At 64.0% G+C, this 3,609-nt stretch carries 3 protein-coding genes; all 3 read left to right on the forward strand.

Translation table 11 applies throughout. The features are described from left to right. Positions 1–2: 2 nt before the first annotated feature. From K7711_RS36705 to K7711_RS36715, 3 genes are read left to right on the forward strand one after another with little or no spacing between them, the layout of a single operon-like run. Positions 3–1,334, forward strand: coding sequence for a LysM peptidoglycan-binding domain-containing protein (locus K7711_RS36705; RefSeq protein ID WP_222975667.1), 1,332 nt, complete (start codon positions 3–5; stop codon positions 1,332–1,334). A 6-nt stretch (positions 1,335–1,340) separates the two neighbouring features. Continuing rightward, positions 1,341–2,984 (forward strand): WXG100 family type VII secretion target, encoded by a 1,644-nt coding sequence (locus K7711_RS36710; RefSeq protein ID WP_222975670.1) that lies wholly within the window; start codon positions 1,341–1,343, stop codon positions 2,982–2,984. A gap of 59 nt (positions 2,985–3,043) precedes the next feature. After that, positions 3,044–3,475, forward strand: coding sequence for a YbaB/EbfC family nucleoid-associated protein (locus K7711_RS36715; RefSeq protein WP_222975672.1), 432 nt, complete (start codon positions 3,044–3,046; stop codon positions 3,473–3,475). Positions 3,476–3,609 lie beyond the last annotated feature (134 nt).

The following is a 3,609-nucleotide window of genomic DNA, read 5'->3' on the forward strand; positions in this document are numbered from 1 at the left end:
CGATGACGAGCAAGGATGCCACCGACGGTGGCGGCGGCGGCGGAGATTCGTCGGGCAACCTGGGGAATTCGCTTTCCATGGATCCGAAGGACCCCGACGGTTACAGGCAGCTGATTACCGGCAACACGCAGTTGATTACCGGCGACAAGCAACTGGGCACCGGCAACGAGTCGGGCGGCTACATGGCATCGCCGAATGGTTTGTATACCGTCGATTCCGTCGATCCGAAGATCTTCGATCCGAATTCATTCGATTCCTCGATAACGTCCGGCACGGTCGCGCCGACCATCCACGTTTCAGGACCGAACGGTAAACAGGAAACCATAAAGCTCCAGCCCGTGGGCCCGAAGGGGCACATCGTCATCGGCGACGACGGGACGGTGACCGAGTACGGCTCTGCGGACAACAGTCAAGTCCTGCAGACCAACCCGGCTCCTTCGGCATTGAAACCCGCGGCGGGCGAATGCGTCATCGTCACCTCCTCGAAGGCGCCGGCGGCCGTGCAACTCGCCATCAAGGATGCCCAGAAGTTGACCCAGCACATACTTGGACAATTCGGATCCAAGAAGCCGCAGGTGGTCAAGCCCTATCCGTTGACGACGTCGAATGCGCACACGTTGAGCAAATCGGAGGGCGCGACGGCGAACGAGTACAACAAGACGTCTGACGCGCTGAAAGACCAGGAAAAGGCCTGGGACGACCGGGACACTCAGGCGATTGCCGCATCCGCGAAGATGGTGGACGCGAACAATAAATACTACGACGCGATAATCCACACGATAGCCGATTTGAACGTTCACCTACGAGCGTTGATATCGCCTAATTCGAAATCGATCAACGCAGCCAATGCGGACTCGATCTTGTCGACGCTCGCCACATCCATGGAAACCGTTCAGAATAAATATAGTTCGTACGTCAAGGAAGTCGACGATGCGACCAAGGGTATACCGATCAAATACACCGTAAAACCCGGCGACAATCTCAGCGATATCGCTGCCGAGCAACATACTACCTGGCAGAAAATTTATGCGGCCAACCGCAGTGTCATCGGCTCCGATCCGAACATGATCCAGCCGGACCAGGTGTTTTCGATCACGCCGGGGAAGGGCGCAAAGTCATCGGACAGTTCGACGTCGAGCAGTAAGACGTCAGCCACCACCCCGAAGATCCCGAAGGTCGACCCCACGACAGTCGCGAAAGAAACCGCCCCGAAGATCCCGAAGGCAACCCCCACCACAACCCCGAAAGAAACCGCCCCGAAGATCCCGAAGGCAACCCCCACCACAACCCCGAAAGAAGCCACCCCGAAACCTACATGGGACGGCACCGACTGACGTGGTATGAGCGAGTCACTCTGGGTCGACACCGGCGCGATGCGTGCCTCAGCGCGGGAATTGGATCAGGTCGCCGACGAGACGGCACGCATGGTGGCGGAATTGAAGGCCGCATTGGGCCAGGAGGGCGACTGCTGGGGTAACGACGAACCCGGTGAGACCTTCGCGAAAACCTATGTCCCGGGCGAGAAACAGGGCATGGAGGGTATGGACAACCTGGTGGCTGCCGTGCGCGCGATGGGCGTCGACCTGCGCAACATCACCGATTCGTTCGAGAATCAGGACGATAGCGGCGCCACGCAGGTTCGCACTGCCGATCCGGCGAACACCGGCACCTCGACTACAGATCCGCCGCCGATCTCCTCGCCCACCTCCGGCTACCCGAACCAAAGTGCTCGGCCCACCCAGCAATCCACCGGATCACCGGGCACACCGACGACGGCGGCGGACAACACGGGTTCCGGGCCATCCGACAGCGCCGCGCGTCCTGCCACCAGCACGAACCAGCAGCAACCGGCCGCACGTCAACAGCCGGGCTCATCCGAGTCGGGCTCTCCCGGCAACAGCTCCGCCCCGGCCGACGACGGCTCGAACGCAGATCAGCAGCAGGCAGATCAGCAGCAGCCCACTGAGCCCGCTCCGAGCACCGCGGCTCCGAACACCCCCGCCACCCCGGCAACCCGTGGCGCCGATGCCCGCACGAGCACGACACCGGCCAATCCGAACGCCGCGGCCCGAAACATCTCCGCCCGCCCGGCAGCCGCAACGCCCTGGGCTCGAAACGCGGCGAGGTCGAGCACCCCGGAGACCGCGAACTCTCCGGAAAGCCGAACGCCTCCAAGGGTTTCCCCACCGCGCAAACCCGACCGCCCACCGAGCCCCGCCAAGCCGGGCGAGGAGAAACGCCGCGCCACACCTGCGCGCCGGGAGCCTGCGGCGGTGCGGCCGCGGCCGGAGACCGATGACGAGGCCCTGCGCATCCTGCGGGAGATGGCCGCCCGGCACGGCCTCGAGATCACCGGATTCGAGGCGACCGGTGTCGCCGAACAGACGGCACAGGACATCGCCGATGCCGTCGACGCGGTGCTCACGAAGTATTCGATCCTTCTCCGCGGCATCGCGATCGCCGCGAGCGGGCCGATGTCGCACGTCGAGAACCGTTGTGCGACAGACATATCGTACTCCGGGGCAGACTTCTCGCAGACTCCGGAGCCGTGGATCGTCCTCACCCGGGCTGCCGTGGAGGACCCCGGTCTGCTCATCGAACGCGACAGGGTGGCAACCCGATCCGCGGACAAGACGGAGCGTCGGCCGATGTACGCGACGATGCTGCTCGAACTCGGCCACGTGCTCGACCTCACCGGTAGACTGCGCGCCCGGCATGAAGCCCAGCGTGCGTTGATCACCGAATACCTGCGGATCAGTGGCGCTCAGGCCAACAACCTGGGCCACATCGTCAGCGGCTACAAACGCTGGCGGGCCCAACTGGACGACTACAGTTTCGACAACGACGCGCTGTCGCCCGGTCGAGCGCTGGCCGCCGGATTCGCCGCGGTCGAGATGCACGGCGGTAAGGCTCGCGGCCCGGCCAAGGTGTTGCATCGCTTGCTGGTGGTGATGGCACGAGCTGCGGTGCCGGACAGACGGTAGCGGCATCGAGGGGCGGCTGCGGTCTTCCCATCAGTGGTGAGCGGGAAAAATTGTCAGCTATGGATCGCTGGAAGCGTGAGGGCCTGCTGTCGGCCAACAATGGGTTGCGTAACCAGGTCGAGCACCTCCTGGACGCCTACGAGCGGAAGCAGGGCCAACTGGCCGAGGCGTACACGCAGCGGGAAGCGATTCAGGCACAGGCCAATTCACCCGACCGGTCGGTGGAGGTCACCGTGGACTCGGACGGCGTACTGGCCGATCTGACGCTGAGCACCGCCGCACTGCGCAAGACGCCCGACGACCTCGCGCGCCTCATCGTCGACGTGGTCCGAGCGGCGGCCGGGAACGTCCGCGAACAGCATCAGGCCCTCACCGCCCCGGTCGCGGCCGAGTTCGACGACATGCCCGAACTCTCCGACATCATGCCGGAGGCACCGAGCCTGCCCGGCATCCGCGCCCACCTCCGGGGCCGGCAGAACCCACAGGCGTGAACGTCGTCATCGCATCACATTCCCACTGACGGGAAACAGCTCGATGCAGGCAAGAATTGGCGGAGTCGGATCGATTGCCGATGTAGAGGCAAGGGCTTGCTTACCGGACGTGGGTTGACGGGGCAGGATTCGAC

This window comes from Nocardia coffeae (assembly GCF_019890715.1).
Classification (GTDB): Bacteria; Actinomycetota; Actinomycetes; order Mycobacteriales; family Mycobacteriaceae; genus Nocardia; species Nocardia jiangxiensis.

Excerpts from the sequence above, each read along its gene's own strand:
- K7711_RS36705 (WP_222975667.1), top strand. The coding sequence starts at position 3 with ATGACGAGCAAGGATGCCACCGACGGTGGCGGCGGCGGCGGAGATTCG.
- K7711_RS36710 (WP_222975670.1), top strand. The coding sequence starts at position 1,341 with ATGAGCGAGTCACTCTGGGTCGACACCGGCGCGATGCGTGCCTCAGCG.
- K7711_RS36715 (WP_222975672.1), top strand. The coding sequence starts at position 3,044 with ATGGATCGCTGGAAGCGTGAGGGCCTGCTGTCGGCCAACAATGGGTTG.